This window comes from Erythrobacter sp. JB3-1 (assembly GCF_057364995.1).
The window spans coordinates 743,484-762,663 of sequence record NZ_CP200289.1; the positions used below are offsets into that span (position 1 = coordinate 743,484).

Here is a 19,180-nt window from a genome sequence, read left to right on the forward strand (position 1 = left end):
GCGATGCTCGGGGTTACGACAATACCTCGAGTAAATCCGAGGTTAGTCAAGTAAACTACAATTACAAGATTTGACGTTCCATAATCCAAGCACGGTGAAGACTGATGCAGAGCATCATTTCTATCAACTCCGTGGCTTAGGCCACGAACAGTTCTGGAATGTAGGCCGATCTTGGATCAAGCCTTACGCCATCCATTGCCGATGGGGCGCCAAACACTGCCATATCTTGGTTGATCATCATCAGCCTTCGCGCGAAGTTGGCGCGTGCCTCTTCAAGCTCTGGATTGTACTCAGCTTGGTTTAGCTCCTGCAACAGGGCACGCTCATATGGGGCAATCTGCAATGATTGGGCTTCGCTCGCCTCGCTGGTGAACTGCAAGCCAGCAAGCAATGTCTGATTGGCCGATACAGAGACACTTCCCACTGGAGCTTGCGAGGGCTCAGGTGCACCAAACAAGCGCGTTAGAGCGTCATCACCGCCCGAACGCAGCAGATCGAAGATCTCGTCGTTGGTTGGCAGACTGAGCATGGGGTTCGAACAGGTCCGCGTAGAACTGACTTTGGATATTCGCAAACGTAGCCTGCGCACCAAGATCCGTTGTTGCTGCGGCGCTAACGCCAGCACCAGGCTGATAGGCCAGCGATACATCGGCAACCGTGCTGGTCGTGCCATTTGAGCGGGTAAAGCTCGAAGTCGCGGTCACAACATTCTTGGTCACCTTAACGCGGTCCTGAAGGCCAGTGACAGCCAGCGAGACCGAAACAATTCCGGCCTCTTCCAGCGTCATCAGCTCGCCGCTATCTGTACGGCCATTGGCGTTGCGGTCTTGCCAAACACGCAGCTCACCAAACCTTGCATCGTCCGTGTCGATCACACCGTCACGATTGCTATCCATAGCCGCGAGGCCCTGAAGTCCGGTGCGCGCGTCATCGTTTTCTGCCGCGAGTGAAAGTTCGGACGCCTCTGTGATCAAACCGTCGCTGTTGCGGTCGATGACCAAGAAGCCATCGTCGCCCGAAATCCAACCTGTGTCATCAGCACCGCCATTGCCATCATAGTCAAAGGCAGCGTTCGATTTGCTGCGCTTGACCAGCTCAACGCCATCACCATCGAGATCGAGGACAACAGGCGCAAAGCGGCCGTAGGTCTTGTTACCGAATGTCAGAAGAGTGTTCGCGCCCAGTTGCCCTGCACCGGCAGCGCTATCGGAGCGGCGTCGTTTGCGGTCGACTGACACAATGCCATCACCGATATGGATGCGGTACTTCTTCGCTTTGCGGCCGAAATCATAGTTCGTCACGCTCATGTCAGCCATATTGGTAGCAGCCGAGAAGTAGGTCAGCGCCGCATCGGCAAACTCTTGGCTCACTCCATTCACCAACGTGAATGTGCCTGTGTTGGCAATAGCCACCTCACCAAATTCGACGGTACCGTTCACCGCAGTGCCTGTGAGGTCGACCGACGCAATGCCAACCTGGGCTAGGCTTGCGATCTCGCCAGCGTCCACAGCCCCATCGCCATCGGCATCCTGCCAAACGCCAAACTCTGTAAAGCGTTCATCGTCGGCATTGAGCACGCCATCGCCATTGCTGTCGAATGCGGTGAGACCGTCAAGGTCCGTGGCAGCGTTGGTTACGTCGTCAATGAAGCTGATCTCTGCAACGCCAGAGACGGTGCCATTGCCATCACGGTCTAGGTACAGGAAGGCATCATTGGCCGATATCCAGCTCGTATCATCGGCAAGGCCATCGCCGTCCAAATCAAACAGAGCATCGCTTTCAGCAGCGCTCAGTGTGGTGATCCCATCACCAGCCAGATCAAGGATGATCGGCGAGGTAATGTTCAGCGTCTCGCCGCCGCGGAAGGCAAGCTGCTCGATGGATGAGAGATGGTCCATGCCATCATCACCATGCGCGATCGCTGAAAGGTCATTGATCTGCACGCCAAGCGCGCCGCCTTGTGTAACGATGGAATAGCTGTCTCGCTCACCAAGCAATTGAACGGTGTCAAAGCCAAGCCCGCCATAGAGCATGTCGTTGCCATGCCCGCCCCAAAAGACGTCATCGCCCTCAAGGCCATTCAAGATATCATCACCAGAGCCACCGGCGAGCCAATCGCCTATCGCCCCGCCGGTAAGTTCATCGTTTCCGAGCGCACCAAAGATGCGATTGCTTGCAGCATTGCTGCCAGTCAAAGCATCATCCTGCGCGGTCCCATAAGACCAGTTCGCGCCGCCATTCGCGTCTGCAATTGAGGCAAGCACAACATCGAATTGACGAGCATCACTATCGGTGAAGCTGAAGTCTTCGGGGCCGAAAGTAAGATTGCTGACGCCAGTGTAATTGGCCGTGAAGCCGAAGCTTGCCTGACCTCCTGCGGCGACCTCTTCGTTCCAGCTAAGCGCTTCAAACAGGATGTCGCCGTTTGCGAGCTCAGTGACACTCGCGCCCGAGACGTTTGTGATCGACAGATCGACGCCATCGGGAACGCTGAGCACCATTTGCCAATTATCGATGTCCACGTCGCTCGTGTTGGTGAACGAGACATCTTGAGTGAGCCCGCCGCCCCAATCACTGGTCGGCGCAACTGTCAGAACGCTATCTTGATCATCAGCCAGATTGAACTCTGGATCGCGGTCAAAGATCGCAAACCCAAATTCACCTGGCGTGTACGGCGCACCATCGACCTGAACAGTGATCTGGAAGGTCTGCCCTTCGGCCAGATCAGGCTGATAGTCCTGCCCATCGGTAGAGAACTTCCCGCCTTCTGGAGTGATCTCGAAGGTAGCTGGTCCGGGGAAGCCGTTCACATATCCGCCAACAATCGTGCCCGGGCCGTCATAAGTCGCCAGGATATCCCAAGCGCGCAGCTCGCCTTCAGCAATAGCCTCTGGCTGCACTTCGTATTCAAAGGTCACATTGTAGCCGCCGCCGTAGGCTAGATCGTACCAGTCGTTGAGGCTGCTGAAGCTGAAGCCCTCAGAATCGCCGGTATCTGTGTCTTCGCCCTCGATAGTGATCGCAAACTCATCCGAGACTGAAAGCGTCCCATCCGACGCGGTTACCACCACGCTGAGCGCTGTATCCTCGTTTGGAAGGCCGGAGGCTGTGAGCACTGTACCGTCAAACTGAAGCCAGCCTGGGAGTGGAGCCCCATCAGCCAGCGCAGCCGAGTACGTCAGATCATCTCCGTCAACATCGGAGAACACACCATTCGATACGTCAATCGAGGCGCTATCACTGCTGAGCAGATCAAGGTCAGCCAGCGGCTGCGTCAGAACCGGCGCATCGTTGACGGGATCAATCGTCAGCGTGAAGGCGCTCGATACGCTCTCAATGCCGTCGCTTGCCGTCACTTCAAGAGCCAATTCGCCATTGAAATCTTGCGGCGGTGTTCCGGTTAGAGCATCGCCATCGAGGCTGAGCCATGTCGGCAACGCCGAACCGTCGGCCTGTGTTGCCGTTAGCGTCAGCGCATCGCCATCAACATCAGCAAAGGCATCTGTCGGAATAGCAATCGAGACTGCCTCGTCTTCTGGTGAAGCAATATCGGTCAGTGGCTGAACGACTATGGGCGCGTCATTGACGGGATCAATCGTGACACGGAAACTGTCAGACACTGAGTCCTCAGCATCGTTAGCTGTTACCGTCACATCCAAGAAGCCATTGAAATCTTGCGGCGGTATTCCAGTGAAGGTCGTGCCATCAAAGTTCAACCAATCCGGCAATGCGGCACCGCTAAGCAACGCTGCCGAAAGTACAAGCGCATCGCCATCCACATCTGCAAAGGTGCCTTCAGGGATAGCAAACGCAATTGCCTGATCTTCCAAGGATGAGATTTCAGCCAGCGGCTGAAGCAATACCGGCGGATCATTGAGCGGATCTATGGTCAGAACAAAGCTGTCGGTCGCCGTCAGCTCTCCATCGCTAGCTGTTACGCTGAGCTCAACAGTGCCTGTAAAGTCTTGCGGCGGGGTGCCGGTAAAGCTCGTGCCATCGAACATTATCCAACTTGGGAGCTCAGATCCGTCTGCCTGGGTAGCGCTCAATGTAAGCGTGTCACCATCAACATCGGCGAAGTTTGTTTGATCGATCGCAAACGCAAATGGTGCATCTTCGATGGTCGAGATATCGCTGATCGGAGCAACGACAACTGGCGCATCATTCACCGCTGTAATGGTCAGATCAAAGCTATCGCTGACGCTCTCTTCGCCATCGCTAGCCGAGATGGCAATGCCCAGCACACCGTTGAAGTCGGTCGGCGGAGTTCCCGTCAACGTCGTCCCGTCGAACGTTAGCCACGCGGGCAGCTCACTGCCGTCATCCAGCGTCGCTGATAGGGTTAGCGTGTCTCCATCGACATCAGCAAATGCGGATGATGGAATTGTATAGCTGATCGCGGTATCTTCATCGCTTGTAACCGGCTGCAGAGGTTCATTTACCACCGGTGCAGAATTAACGAGCGGAGCGATCGAGAAGGTCGCCACATTTGCGGCCCGCCCATCACTCGCAACGATCGCAATTTCTAGCGCTTCTACAAAGTCCGCAGGCGCTGTGCCGGACAGTTGAAGCCCGTTGACCGTTATCCATGCGGGCAAGTCTCCGCCATCAGCCGAAACGATCTCGAAAGTGATCTCGTCACCTTCCACGTCTTCGAACGTGCTTGTAGGCACCGAAAAGGCAAACGTTTCTCCTGGACGCAGCACAAGATCGCTAGGATCGCTTACGAGCGTTGGTGCGTCGTTAATCGGAAGAATGTCGATCTGAAGCGCCGAAACAGTTGAAACGATGCCGTCGCTTGCGACGAGTTCCAGTTCGAGCAAGCCGTTGAAGTTAGACGGCGGTGTTCCAGTAAAGCGCTGGCCATCGAAGCTCAGCCAATCAGGAAGCGCCTCTCCCGAAGCGAGGCGCGCCTCGACTGTGAGCTGATCTCCGTCGGGGTCGGCAACCGCATCAGCAGGAAGAAGCCAATCGATAGCGCTGTCTTCAAACGCGGTGAACGTTTGTGCATTGATCGATACGATTGGCGCATCATTCTGAGCCAGGACCGAAACGTTAACCCGGGCCGTCGCAATGCCGCCATTGCCGTTAATAAGGGCAAAGCTAAATCCGGCTGCGCCTGCATAGTCGCGATCCGCTCGGAAGCGGACGTTGCCATCAGCTCCTACCCAAGCTTGGCCGTTCTCAAATGCACTCAGATCCCCAAGTTGAAGTGTATCGCCATTTTGGTCGACACCGCTGGCAAGGAGTAGGGCGCGATCGATAATGATCGTGCCATCTTCGTCTACTTCGAATTGCAGATCACCAACCTCAGGGGCAATATTCTCAGGCGCAAGGAGCGTGGTAGTATCGTCGCCAAGGAACCGAAGATCCTCAATCGATTCCAGCGTAATCGTGCCATCTCTTCCGGCCACATTGTCGACAACTGTGGTCACGCCTCCATCTACAGTGACTGTATACTCACTGCTTGTGCCAGACAGGACCAACTGATCTCGACCTTCGCCGCCAAACACCTGGTCATTGCCGCCAGCGCCGACAAAGACATCATTACCCGACCCACCGCGCAGAATGTCATCGCTGGAAAAGCCAGTGATTGTGTCATCAGCAGATGTTTCTGCAAGATCGAGAATGATTTGCTGAACGCTCTCCCATGTGAGGCGCTCACCATCCTGAAAAGAAAACCTCTCTATGCGGTTCGCTGCATCACCGAATTGCCCGGTAATAGTGAGCGTAAGACGGTCAAGCCCAAGCACTTCGACAAGAAGGTCTTCTCCATCCTCGCCTGTACGTGAGAAGAACAGATCATCTGGGGTGATACCTTCGCCGAACTGGACGGTGTCCGAACCGCCTGCATCGACAATCGTATCTTCGGCATAGTCACGGCCAAAAAGATAGATGTCGTCGCCAGCACCGCCTCGCAGTGTGTTAAACGTTTCTCCATCAGCACCGCCATCGAGCAATCCGCCAGTGTCATCGGTTCTTTGTTCGGTTTGGTCGGCGACCACTTCGCCGCGCGCGCGCAATGCCACTGCTCCCGCTGAGAGTTCCAGACCGCCTTCGAACACGAACAATCCAACAGGCGGCGTTGCCTCATTTCCTGCGCTGCGAGCGCCGAGTTGACCTTCGATCGTGAGCCGCTCGCCTGTTTCAGCAATTTCGATGACCAAATCAGCAGGGTTCTCCGCTGACGCAAAGAAGAGCAACTGGCCCGGATCGCTAATCCCGTCAAATTGTACAACGTCAAGCAATGTAGAGCGGCTGTCTGATGGGTCATACGCCGCTCCCGGAAGCCGGAATGTGCTCCGGAAGAGATCATTGCCATCGCCCGCTGACCAGCGGAACGTGCCGCCTTCGCCATGACTGGTGATCACATCATCGCCAGCCAAGCTGTCGATCTCTTGACCAGTGCCCAAGAGCAATTCATCAGCGCCGATCGACGCAGAAGGTTTAAGGCTCTCCAAATCAATCAATGTGACCGGGCGTAGGGGAACGTACTCAATCAAGGGCAAAATATCAGCTATCGAGGCAGATTCTCGATATTCGTTTCTGAATAAGCTGAAGCCGCCAAAGAAGACGGTTTCGACCACTGTCGGCGTGCCAGGAACGATTGATACGTCCGGCAAATTATCGAAATTAGTATCGAGCCCAACTTCGTCGATTCGTCCGTCACCATCTAAATCGCGGGCAAGAAAGGACAAGTTCGAAAGGAACCCGAAGCCATGGGGCACGACGTACGTGACTGAGCCAACATCCAAATCGAATTCACGGCTTGCGACAAAGCTTCCATCTGTGTCTTCAAGCCTCCCGAACCGGCTCACCTGCCAGCGTGGATCACCGTTTTCCGGCGTCCAATCACTTAGCCATGTAGGCCCGCTTCCATCGGCGAAGCCCTGAAGGTCCGAAATTCCATCATTGTTCAGATCCAGCAGCGACCAATCTGCCAAACCATTCTCATCGGTAGGTGCGGCGACCCATTGATCAGAGCTGTCCTGGTATTCATCTGCGACACCGTCGCCATCGACATCACGCAAAGCGACCGCAGCATTGGTCGTCTCAATAAAGTAGGTGTCGAAATTCCCATCGAGATTGTAGTCTTCAGCAAATGCCTCGCCGCCAAAAAAGGTCACCTCTGCTTCGATAGTGTCTTGCCAGTCACTGACCCCGTCGAGATTAAAGTCGGCTGTTGCAAAGTCCGGTGTGCCGTCGCCGTTCGCATCAAGGCGGTTAAAGTCAGGAGTTCCATCGTCGTTTAGGTCTATTGTCCCCCAATCCGGGGTACCATCGCCGTCAATATCAGGAGAGACCCAGCCGCCAATGACCTGCGGTATGCCGAAGCCGAATTGATTGATTATGGTCAGGCGCTCGCCAGAAGGCATTTCAATGATCAGATCATTCGGCGTGCCTTCCTCAACAATAAACCTGACCTCATTGAGGTCATCAATACCATCAAGAGCAATCTCGTTCGGGCTCCAACCGGTCAGATCTCCGGAACCAGCCAGCGCAGTTTCGAAGCGCGCATCCCCAAAGAAATCTTGGCCCAATTCGTCCGTGACAACGACCCTAGCATCGCCATCTGTGGCGATGATCTGCTGGTCACCCGCCACAGTATCCAATTCTGATCCGAGACCCACGGTGCTGGTTGGAAGTGTGCTTGGATCAAACGGCTCAACCGGTTGAAACGTGAGAGTGTCGTTCTCCAACTCAATCGCTGATAGGGCGTCGGCCGCGAAGACCAGCGTGTCTTCAGTGCCAAGAATTCTAAGTTCCACCAATCCCGGCTCATTCAATGACCAAGAAAGCGCAATGTCATCAGCAGCGCGCCCAGCGCCCATTTCCACAACGAGAGATCCGCCATTCGCTTCATAACGGTCGGCGCCATAACCAATATCAAAACGAACGCGATCCGTGCTCGAAGTGCCAAGAATGAGGTCATCGCCAGCTAGTGGATCCACAAGTGTAGACCCAGGGTCAGAGTTTCCGGAACCTTGGAGAATATCAGAGCCGGCCGTTCCTTGTGTAAGCGCAGACTGGCGCCCAAGGCGTATCGTTGGGGACGAGCCAAAGGACTCTAAAACCGGTCCATCTTGAGCTTCCAATCCGAACCTAAGCAACGGCCCGGCTTCACTAAAGAACTGATTAAACCGAGCATCCAGACCGTTTATGATCGTTACAGAACTGTCGCCTCCATCGACCCGCAAATGCCGACCGATCTGCCCATCGAATTCATTAACCTCAGTTAGGATAAGATCATCGCGCGAAACATCATCAAAGCGCACCTTGAAACCGGCACCACCGAACCCAGGCTGTGAACCATCGCCAAAGAATGTGACCACGTCATCGCCGCCACCTGCGCCAATCACCACTGTTTCGCGGCCGTTGCCTATCTCAATCCGGTCGTTACCTTGGCCGCCATCAATCGTGGCATTTGAATTGAGACCAAGGATCACATCGTCCCCGTCAGTGCCGGCCCCCGCGAGAACAATTTGGACAATTTCGTCATCAGAGAGGCTGGTGGATTCGAATTGAAACGTCTCAATCCCAACCCTTCCTGACGTCAGAGTGCTCGCACCATTCCTGTCGGCTAAAAAGCCATCACTCGGCGTGCCATCAATCGTAAGCGTTTCCCCAGTGGCATTGATAGTAAAGACGATTGAGAAAGGATCGATTAGATCACGCGAGACGGTAACATCACCAATCTCAAGCCCGAGGAAACGAACACTATCACTGCTCCCGCCGCCATCTTTAACGAGATCATGACCAAATCCGGCCCCAAAAACATACCTGTTTTGCTCGCGTCCTCCCAGCAGAACATCGTCGCCAGCGCCGCCGTTACGGCTTCCTCCGATTCCGCCAAACATAACGAGATCATCACCGTCTGTTTCCGATGAGATTCGCAGGTTAACACCTACAGAACTCAAGAACTGTCCGTTAAACTGAAAACTTTCAATTACACCGGAGGCCTCACCAAAAAACTGGGTGCTCGCATCGTATGGGTGATTCCAATAGTGCCCTTCAATTGTTAGTGTGTCGCCCGATGCAAACGATATAACTAGATTGTTGCCGTCCTTTTCAAAAGCCGCATTGGACAATGACAGTTCACTACCAAGGAACCTGACCTCATCTGCGCGACCTCCAAGATCGTAGATTACATCTTGACCAAAACCCACTTCAAATTCGTAGATATCGCGGCCAGACTCAAAAGTACTACCGATGAGCACATCATCGCCCGCACCAGCCCGGAAAGTCGCGATCTCGCCTCCCGTGTGATAAAGAAAATCATCACCGGAGCTTCCAGTTGTTACAATTGCGTCGTTTAGGCCAATCAGGAACCCGTTTTCGAATTGAACAAAATCTAGGTTCGAGTCCGCTAAGACGACCGATGCACTTTCTTGCCCGAAGTCGAAGCGGAAACCATTGCGCTGATAAAAACGCAGCTCACTTAATTCTGCTCCAGACGGGGCAAGTAGAGTATCGATACCAACGGCGCTGCCAACAATCCGCGTTACCCCGGTCTCAATTTCGTAGAGATCTATGCCGCCTCCACCAACAAATGTGTCGCTCCCTCCATTTCCAATGAACGTTTCGGACATTTCAGTCCCAGTCAGCGTGTCATCGGCCGCAGTGCCGGAGATCAAATTGTCCTCACCTTCCGAGACCTCGACCACGAAGTCAGTTAGGGTCTTGGTGGCGCCATCTGTAAATGCAAAACTCGTGATAAGTGCACTTCGAAGGCCGCCGACGATCGTCAAAGTGTCGCCAGCAGTGGACCGGAGCACTAAGTCTCCATTGAGCCCACGTTCTGCCGCAACATCGTCAACTGAGATACCATCGCCGAAAACGACATTGTTGCCAACGTCTCGCTCGATCAGACTGTCGTTGCCCCATCCCAAACCAAAACGATATGTGTCTGTGCCGGCCCCGCCTGATAGAATATCATTTCCTGCCAGACCTTCAATCACATCATCGCGCCGCGATCCGAAAATCTCATCATCGACCAAACTGCCGGTGTTTAATAACTGGTCAACATCGCTAATCGTCAACGTACCGTCGTTGAATTGGAAATTCTCTATCGACTTGCCGGCGTCCGAATGATGGCCGACAATCCGGAGCGTCTGTCCTGTGCCGCCCAAATGCACAATCAAATCATCAGAGATACCGCTCTGATCGACAGTGAATGTTACATCGGCGATATCAGCATCTATAATTAGCCGGTCGTTCGCTCCGGAAAGATCTGAGATAGTGTCTGAACCAGAGTCCGGTCCAAATACGAAGTCGTTGTCGCGGCCTAGACCGATAAGCAAGTCATCACTGGTGGTACCAACAATAGCGACGGGGCTTTCTCCGCCCAGCACGACGCCATTACCTAGCTCGCTTTGCTCGACAAGCTCCAGAATTCCCGAAATGCTTCCATCGGCAAAGCGGATGTTCTCGATGTCTGTTCGAACTCCTGTTGCACCTATACGAGCTCCAATACGCAGGTTTAGTGAGCCCGCCGTATCCGAAACTCGAAGCCAGTCGCGTCCCTCTTCTACTGTGGCCGTAACCCGGATATCCGCTGCATTATGATTAGTGAAATAAAGGCGGTCGATACCGATACTAGAAGATTCCAGAATATCCGCGTTGCCACCCTCCGCGCCGACCACATAGGTGTCACTACCCAAGGAGCCATCGACGCGCCCAGCATCGCCTTGAATCAAGAAAACATCATTGAAGTCCTGCCTGGATTGTCCGACGACGAAGCCATCTGCTGAATCGACAACTACCAGCTTACGCAGTTCGGCGGCATCAAAATCAATGCCTTGCTGCGCCAACGTCACATTGAAATGTTGATCAAGCGTATCGGCCGAAACGTTAAGCGCATCGCGATACTGATCTACGATCGCAATCATGCCTGCCCAATATGCAATTGCACTCGCTGCATCCACAGGCTGATTTGCGACCGCCTCGTCGAGAACACTGCCAATGGTGCTCGCGTCCTCAGCTTCGAAGAATGCTGCTGCCTTGAAAGACAGTCCAGGCGTCACCATCGTTCCCAATGCACTTTGGCCGACCAGTTTCGCCGCAGTGCGCCCAACAATCTCACGCCATTCGGCAATCAAGATTTCCGCTGCGTCAGGCCTCGGATTTGAGCCGATCGGTCCTTGAACGAAGTCACTGCCAGTTATTGCCTCAATTGCAACTAGCCATTGAGCATTGATGTATCGGCCACGCGAGTCAGGCGCAACTCGATCTGCTCCCGTCCAGCGTAACAATATCTGCTGAGTACGAGACAAAATTTCGCTCGCTTGGCCAATCTCTAGATCCGACAATCCTCGAACGAGATCCGCTAATCCGGGATCGCGGGTCATAGCGATGTCGAGGTCCGACACAGCTCCAGTCCCGAGCAAAAACGGAAGCTCAGCCACGCTTGGATCAATTGTGAAATCCCCAAGGATCTCTCGCGCATCGTATTGATCAATCGAAAGATAGGCGTCGTAGACTGTCTTTGTGCTACCATCGGAAAGCTCGACTGTAGAGGCGCGAGTAACTACCGAAGCATCGTCCACGATCTCAGCATGATCGGCTTCAAAGTTTGCAAGGCTAATCGAAACAATCCCAAGCGAACTCAACGAAACAAGTTCGCCTTCATCAGTTTGTGCATCTGCATTCGCATCGATCCAAACCTTTAGGTGCGAAAACTGGTCGTCAGAAGCAGTGATAGCGCCGTCCAAATCGCTATCCAGCAATCCAAGTTCTGCAAAACCGTCTTCGCCAAACTGGCGGAATTCGCCCCCCTCGGAATTGACATTGCCGGTACCAAACATCTCAGAGCCATTGTTGATGGCTCCGTCATTATTGATGTCTCGGACCAAAAAGCCATCTGCCGCATTCGACCAGGCGACACGCTCTGCAAACCCATCATTGTCGAGATCGAAATATGCAGTTGAAGTGGAAAGCGCCGAAACAACACTCCGATCGCCGTCAAGATCAATTATGAGAGGATCACGAAGCTCTTCGGCATCGTCCTTGTCAGGCTCAGCATCAATCAATCGGATGCCAGCTTTTCCATTCCGGAAATTCTGGATCGTAATCGTCGGGTTGATCGCAAAGGAGAGCGATCCGTCCGAAGCCAGGCTATAAGTCCCTCCATCAACTGACTCATAGACCCGCGTCCCCTCACCAGTTTCTTCGCCGCCAGTCAGCAACGTCCCACGAAGGTAGATCTTATCGCCCCGCTCAGGATCTTTGATGACGTCGTTATCGCCCACGTAGAATTTGTCGGCGGCACCGCGACCACCACTCAGCGTATCTTTAACGCCATCATCGGGTCCATCTCTCCTAGAACCATAGAGGTTATCTGAGCCTTGCCCGCCAATTATTGTATCTTCTCCGTCGCCACCCTCCAGTGCAACGCCTACGAAAAAGGAACCCATAAGAGTGTCATTGAAATCACTTCCAATAACACCTTCGGCGCCCCTGACGATTAAGACTCCATCTCCGTTGTTGTCGCTAACACGCTGCGAGAGGGTCCGTAGATCAATAGTGACGCCGTTGGCGAACCTAGACACATTGATCGTATCCGCGATAGAGCCCGAGTTGGCCCCAAGATCGATCTGTTCAATAAAATCGACTTGGTCTGGATCGAGTTTTTCAATAAACAAAACGTCCGATTGGTCTGTGCCGATTACACGCTCCACGCCGATGACACTATCTGCGCCCGAATCCTTAAAGACTGTAAATATCCTGCCTGACGGTTCGTTTTCCGAAACTCCTGTGATTGAAATTGTTATATCTTCTGAGATGTCGGAGTAATCGACGGTATCGGTACCGTTATTTGCAATTAGCAGTGTTGGCGAGCCACCATCTACTGTGTTGGAGCCTGCTCCCGGTTTTAGTGTATCATCGTCCTCGCCACCTCGCAGTATATCGTCGCCATCTCCACCGATAAGTTCGTCATTCTCTTCTTGCCCCCAGATTATGTCACTGCCAGCACCGCCATCCAGAGTGTCACTTCCGCCACCTCCAAAAATTGCGTCATTCCCACCAAGGCCATCAATTGAATCGTTATCCAGGATAGGTAGTATCCCGCTTGTGCCGAATAGCGTTTCACTCTCATTGCTTGCCGAACTTGAAAATGGAGTCGCCGGCACCCCATTTGCAGTGGTCCGAGCATTCGGATCCCCTTCGCCATTTGGGTAATTGATTGAGGCCCAATCGTTGGGCACATACTGCTTAAACAGCAGACCTAAAGCACTTTCAGCGAGCTCGCGAATTGCGACAGGTGTTAAACCAAGTATCGGCTGCAATGCCGTAGTGACGACAGAGAAAATCAATTCATTAATCGAGTCGATGACCTCGAATTTTGAGCCACTCGGCGTAAAGAGGGAATTGAGCTCAACGGAAGTAACTTTTCCAGAATCATCGACGGTGATGGACTGAGCGCCATCAGGGCTTACAACACGGTCCGCGGCCGCAATCGACTCTTTCCCTTCGATTTCCGCAAGGAAAACATAGAGCCCTGACAAAGCGGCCGCGGTCTCCCCGATCCTGTTGGCGGACAGAACAACCTGACCGTTCCAATTGCTATTGTCGGTGAAGTCACCGTCACGATTATAATTGTCGAGAAAGTCGATAATTTCGTCTCGGTCGAGGGAAATACGGTCGATTTGAAGCGCCCACAAGAGATCGACTACAATTTCAGCCGTAGTAGCAATAAGTTGCGGCACTCCATCTTCAAGTAGAAGTCCTGGAAATTCTGCTGGAAGATTTACTTCAGGAAGGCTCCACGCCGCATCTGCTGACTCGAAAAAGCGCTCATCACTGATGAGGCCGGTGCCACCCGCGATGTTTACATCGTCTTCGATAGCCCTGTAAGCGGAATCGGCCACCTCTTGAGAAATAAAATAGATGCCGGGATACTCGCCTTGCCGAATGTCCTGCAACAAACGGTTTGCCAGATACGCCGATGCCCCCACTGGATCACTAAAGCTCGATATTTTGGCTTGTAGACTGGCTTCATCCTTACCGATATCGGAGTCACCGCCAGAAAAGGGCGGCACAAGAAATGAGTCATCCGTCGACACCATAGCGTAGTAGGCGACATAAAAACCTGCTCGATCACCCGCATCCAGAAACGATCTTAGATAGGCAAGTTCTTTGCCTGAAAGTTTAGACTTCATACTGTCTGTTATGAGATTTGACACGTAATTATCGCCCCTAGATGTCAATTAACACGATGTTTGTCGAGCAGTTCGACCAACTTCGACTCAAATTCAAAAATTCTCGGCAGTTCAGATTTGTTTATCGTCATTTGAACATGGCGACCCGCATAAATAAAATGGTAACGGCATCGACCAATTTTGAAGCATTCAAAACTACTTGCCTCTGTTCCACCCTTGCTGAAAATTCCGACAATTGTATTGTTTCCGTTGAAGTTAGTCCCATCAAGCACCAACGGCGGCAAAGCCTCTACAGCTTGATCGCTAGAGCGCTCATAAGAATAAAGTTCAAAACCCTTGAAGGTACCGATTTCTTTAATGGGGCCGCGAAACCGCTTTAGTGTTGCCAACGTTCGACCGGGAGCCCAGCCACTTTGGGAAATGTTAGAATAGATACTTACATGCAAAAATCGGAGCCGACGATTCCTGTTCTGTTTCGCAGCCATGGGCAGGTCACGACTCAGCCTTTGGGGGGCAGACGTTGAAAAGGGCCGCCAGGTGTCACGGTCAAACGCAAGGTCGAGACGCGCGACTGGACCGCCGTCTATACTTGGACGATTTGCGTAGAATGCCGCTGGAAACACAAAGGTGAGCGGAGCCGCCCCGGTAACCTCGAACCTCTTTGTTCCCGCATCACCCTCAGCGTATTCATAAAGTTTAACCTGGACAGGCTCCATATCAACTGTCGCATCATAACCGACCCGCATGTCTACTGGGACTGTCCCCTCGGCCGGACCACAAGCAGAAAGCATCAAGGACACAAAAGCCAAGCTGGCCAAATGCCTCAAACCGAACGGGCCCGCATGGTTTGAGATGCACACATCACCAACTTTCGTCATAGCGAACCCCTGACAAAAGCCGCCGAGCGCGCGTATCCGCCGCTGGCAGCATTACAAATACAAATGAAACAGAGAGCCGTGTTTTAGCGCGCAGCCCCGTCCGAGGACTTGGCGCTTAAGCGAGCGCAACTTGCGCTGCTCAGATTCCCCCATTTCCCTGTACTGACAGGACCAAAAAAGAAGATTCAGGTCAACAGTCAGAATCGCAAATATACCGCGCGGGCCAACTTTTCTTGGGATTTTATCGGACCGTTTACCAATATTAACAATCCAGTCTCAACGTTCGCGGCCTGCTTCATCTAAAGCCTTGCTAATTGGTGAGAGCAAATACTGGATGATGCGGCGTTTGCCGGTCTTTATTTCCGCCTGGACGGACATGCCGGGCTGGACCCGGTCGCACAGTGCATGACGCTTTGGATTGTCGAGCTCGCAGGCGAGTTCAATGCGCGCGGCATAGACTAGGCCGGGCTGGACCGGGCGGCCATTGGCATCGCGTGTGCTGCCCGCAGGCTGTTGGCTCTGGTCGATCGCATCGCGGCTGATGTTGGTAACGGTGCCTTCGAGCAGGCCAAAGTCGGTGAAGTTGAACGCTTCGAGTTTTACTGCGACGCGCTGCCCCTCGTGGATGAAGCCAATGTCTTTATTCTGGACAAAGGCCTCGACCGTAATCCCGCTGTTGCAATTGTTCGCATTGCTCGCATCGCCTGAGGTGCAAGGTACCACCACCATCAGCGGCTGAGCGGGCTGGACAACGCCGCCCACCGTGCTCACCGCGAGCTGTTGGATCACCCCATCGACGGGCGCCCGCAGTTCCTGATAGCGGCGGCGACGCTCTGCCTTGCGCAGCTCTTCACCCGCCATGGTCGCGCGGTCATTCGCCTCGGCCAGGTCCGTGACGGCTGTCTTGCCAAAGCTGGCGCGCAAATTGCGCATCTCCGCCTCCAGCCTGCCGATGGAGGCCTCAGCGCGCATTTTGCTGGCCTGTTGCACTTCGATATTGCGCAGATGCTCCGCGCGGAGTTGCTCATATTCGAGTAGCCGCAGCTTTGAGAAGAAGCCCTTCTCTGCGAGCTCGGCGCGCGCTTCGAGCTGCTGGGTGATGTATGGCAGCGCCTCTTCAAGCTTCGCAATCTCGGCATTGGCCCCGGCGAGCTCCGCCTCGCTTTCCGCGCGCTGCTGAGACAGAGCGCTGCGCTGAGCCTCAAACTGCGCCACGGCATTGCGGACAAAGGCCTGCTCTGTACGAATTGTATCTGGCGAGGTTCCCTCTGGCGCTACAAAACGCGCAGGACGCCCAGCTAGGTGGGCCAGCAAAGCGTCGTTGCGCGCCTGAATGATCTGCGCAGACATTAGCGATTGCTCGCTCTGCGCCTCGTCGGCACTCGCAAGCGTCGGGTCGAGTTCAATGAGGAGATCGCCAGCCTTCACAAACTGGCCATTGCGCACATGGATCGCGCGCACCGCGCCGATCTCGATAGGCTGGACGATCTTCACATTGCCGCCGGGTACAGTCTTGCCAGCGGCAGTCGCAACCACGTCGATCCGGCCAAAGATCGCCCAGATCAGTGCAATCACGAACAGCGCGCAGGTGAGCAGCATCAACCATCTGAGGCCGGGGCTTGCTGGCTTCTCCATGATCTCAAGCGCGGCGGGAAGAAACTCGTGCTCTTCCTTGGGTTTGAAGGCCTTGTCCGCTTCTGTTTGCGCGCCCCAGCTTTCACGCAGGACGCCCGCGTGCTTGGCCAAAGTCGGGAACTTATCGCTAAACCAACTCATGCCGGAGCCACCTCGTTGCCGCCGCTTGGAGCGCCGCCCATGCCGGTTTGCTTGGCGTGCAATTGCGCATAGCGGCCGCCAGCGGCAATCAGTTCTTCATGGCTGCCGGCTTCCGTAATCTCACCCGCTTCCACGGTGATAATCCGGTCACATGGACGCACAGCCGACAGACGGTGGGCGATAATCATCACAGTGCGCCCCTCCGCAATGCGCGCGAGGTTGTTCTGAATGATCTCTTCGCTTTCCGCATCGAGCGCACTGGTTGCCTCGTCCAGGATCAAGATGCGCGGATCCGTGATCAAAGCGCGGGCAATCGCGAGCCTCTGACGCTGACCACCGGAGAGGTTGCTGCCGCGCTCTTCGATAATCGTGTCATAGCCGTGCGGGAGAGTGAGGATAAACTCATGCGCCCCGGCCAGCTCCGCCGCCGCAATTACCTTCTCCATGGCGATCGTAGGATTGGCGAGCGCAATATTTTCGCGAACCGTGCGATTGAACAGGATGTTCTCTTGCAGAACCACGCCCACCTGGCGCCTGAGCCAAGCCGGATCGACCAATGCGAGATCGGTGCCATCGACCAGCACGCGGCCCTGTTCCGGCACATAGAGCCGCTGTACGAGCTTGGTGAGCGTCGACTTGCCCGAGCCGGACGGACCGACGATGCCCAGCATCTCACCCGCGCTCACTTCCAGGCTAACTCCGCGCAAAGCCTCTGGCGCATCAGGTCGATAGCGGAAGCGCACTTTGTCGAACTCAACTTGGCCGGTAATCGGCGGCAGGCTCGCCCGGTTGGGGTTGTGGTCTGGCTCGGCTGGCGCGTTGAGGATATCGCCCAAACGGTCGACCGAGATGCGCACCTGCTGAAAATCCTGCCACAATTGCGAGAGGCGAAGGATCGGCTGCGCAACGCGCCCAGCCAGCATGTTAAATGCGACCAGCGAGCCCACGGTCAGCTCGCCCGCAATTACGGCTTGCGCGCCAAAGAAGAGGATTGCGACAGTGGTCAGCTTGCTGACAAGCTGGATGAGATGGCTGCCCCAATTGGACAGGACTGTCACGTCCCAGCCGGTCTGGATGTAGCCCGCGAATTGCTTCTCCCAGCGGTCCCGCATGCGCGGCTCAACCGCCATCGATTTCAGGGTTCCAATGCCCGTCACAGTCTCAACCAGAAACGCCTGATTTTCGGCGCCGCGCTTAAACTTCTCGTCGAGACGCGCGCGCAATGGCGGCGTGATAAAGACAGAGATCAGTACATAAAGCGGGATCGTCAGCGCGACGATCAACGTTAGCATTGGCGAATAGAAATACATCACCGCAAAGAAGACTAGCGTGAAGAACAGATCGATCACCACCGTCACTGCATTACTGGTCAGAAAGTTGCGAATGTTCTCCAGCTCGCGAACGCGCGCCACGCTGTCGCCGACCCGGCGGGCTTCAAAATAGCTCAGCGGCAGGGCCACCAAATGCCTAAACAGCGAGGCCGACAGCTCTGCATCGACCCGGTTAGACGTGTGCGCGAACAGCCAGTTTCGAAGCGCCGACAGCATCGTCTCGAACACCAGCACGGTCGCAAGGCCAATCGCGAGCACTTCCAGCGTTGTCATCGCCTGGTTAACCAGCACCTTGTCGATTACGAGCTGGAAGAAGATCGGCGATGCAAGCCCCACCAATTGCAAGAAGAAGCTGCCGATCAATACATCGCGCAGTGCTTTGCGATACTTAACCAAGGCCGGGATGAACCAGCTGATGTCAAACGCGCGTTTCTCACCCGCAATCCGCTCGCGGCTTGTCATCAAGAGCAGGTCAGCTTTACCACTCGAGAGGTCGAACTCACTGGCGATTTTGTCAGGGTCCCAGATCTCTGGACGCTCACCATCGGGCAACAAGATCATATAGCGATCGCCCGTATCGGCGTTCTCATCAATCTTGAGCAATATGGCAGCTTTGCCATCATTCAGAGAAACGAGAGCCGGCAATGGCTGTTTCGCCAACTCAGCCACATCGCAGCTTTTGCGCCGCGCAATCAGATCAAGTTTCTTTGCGATCCGAATAAGGTCATTGAAATTGTACGGGTTATCGCCCTGGCCTCGGTCGTGGTGAATCTGCGCCGGTTCAGCAGGCACACCCAGAAACTGCGCGAGCAAAACAAAGCTCGCCAGTACTGGATCGACGGTATCCGCCGAAGTATTGCTGCTCGAATCTGACATTGATCTCTGCGTCCCCAGTTGAACGATTACGGGGAATTACGTTTGAGGCAACAAGAACTGGTAAATTTCTGCAATCTGGTGAAATCATGCAACGGAGCTAAGAGCGGATTGAGATAAGAAGACAGGCCTCCGCCAATTCTCTGAGCCTCGTTCAGTTTCT

The 19,180-nt window shown here is 54.3% G+C and carries 5 protein-coding genes; all 5 read right to left on the minus strand.

From position 1 onward, the window contains the following. Positions 1-136 precede the first annotated feature (136 nt). Positions 137-529: a hypothetical protein gene (locus tag AC0V6M_RS03495; protein WP_486137477.1), complete on the minus strand. Its 393-nt coding sequence runs from the start codon at positions 527-529 to the stop codon at positions 137-139. Continuing rightward, positions 474-14,159 carry a putative Ig domain-containing protein gene (locus AC0V6M_RS03500; protein WP_486137478.1) on the minus strand — a complete coding sequence of 4,562 codons (13,686 nt, stop codon included), beginning with the start codon at positions 14,157-14,159 and terminating at the stop codon, positions 474-476. Before AC0V6M_RS03500 ends, AC0V6M_RS03495 begins: the two co-directional genes overlap by 56 nt. 44 nt (positions 14,160-14,203) lie before the next feature. Next, positions 14,204-15,037, minus strand: coding sequence for a hypothetical protein (locus AC0V6M_RS03505; RefSeq protein ID WP_486137479.1), 834 nt, complete (start codon positions 15,035-15,037; stop codon positions 14,204-14,206). Positions 15,038-15,313: 276 nt separating this feature from the next. After that, entirely contained in the window at positions 15,314-16,813 is a 1,500-nt protein-coding gene (locus AC0V6M_RS03510; RefSeq protein WP_486137480.1) for an HlyD family type I secretion periplasmic adaptor subunit, read from the minus strand. Further along, positions 16,810-19,020 (minus strand): type I secretion system permease/ATPase, encoded by a 2,211-nt coding sequence (locus tag AC0V6M_RS03515; protein WP_486137481.1) that lies wholly within the window; start codon positions 19,018-19,020, stop codon positions 16,810-16,812. Before AC0V6M_RS03515 ends, AC0V6M_RS03510 begins: the two co-directional genes overlap by 4 nt. Between the last annotated feature and the right edge of the window lie 160 nt (positions 19,021-19,180).